The organism is Halomonas borealis, assembly GCF_004798905.1.
Lineage (GTDB): Bacteria > Pseudomonadota > Gammaproteobacteria > Pseudomonadales > Halomonadaceae > Halomonas > Halomonas borealis.
Map to the genome: position 1 here is coordinate 1 of NZ_SDMO01000115.1, position 245 is coordinate 245.

Below are 245 nucleotides of genomic sequence, written 5' to 3' on the forward strand. Positions count from 1 at the left end.
GTTTCTACAGGTACGCCACCTTCAATAGCAGCAAGTGCGTTTTGAGGAGTTTCAAACAAGCGAAGAGCTTTAGGTTCACCAAAACGAGGTTCATTAGAAAGTTGAATCATTTTCTTGATAGGGACAACGTTGGCTTTAACACCTGGAGGTGCAGCTTGTGTGATAAGTGTTTTACGCATCTCATCTTTGGCAACAGCGTCAGAAACAACGATGATACGGTTTGCTTTTGAATCTGGAGTCCAAGC

At 43.3% G+C, this 245-nt stretch carries 1 protein-coding gene; it reads right to left on the bottom strand.

Annotated elements, in window-relative coordinates; all coding sequences use genetic code 11:
- Positions 1-245 (bottom strand): PTS sugar transporter subunit IIB (locus ETC07_RS16360; protein ID WP_168709235.1); only part of this gene is annotated, 245 nt, incomplete at both ends.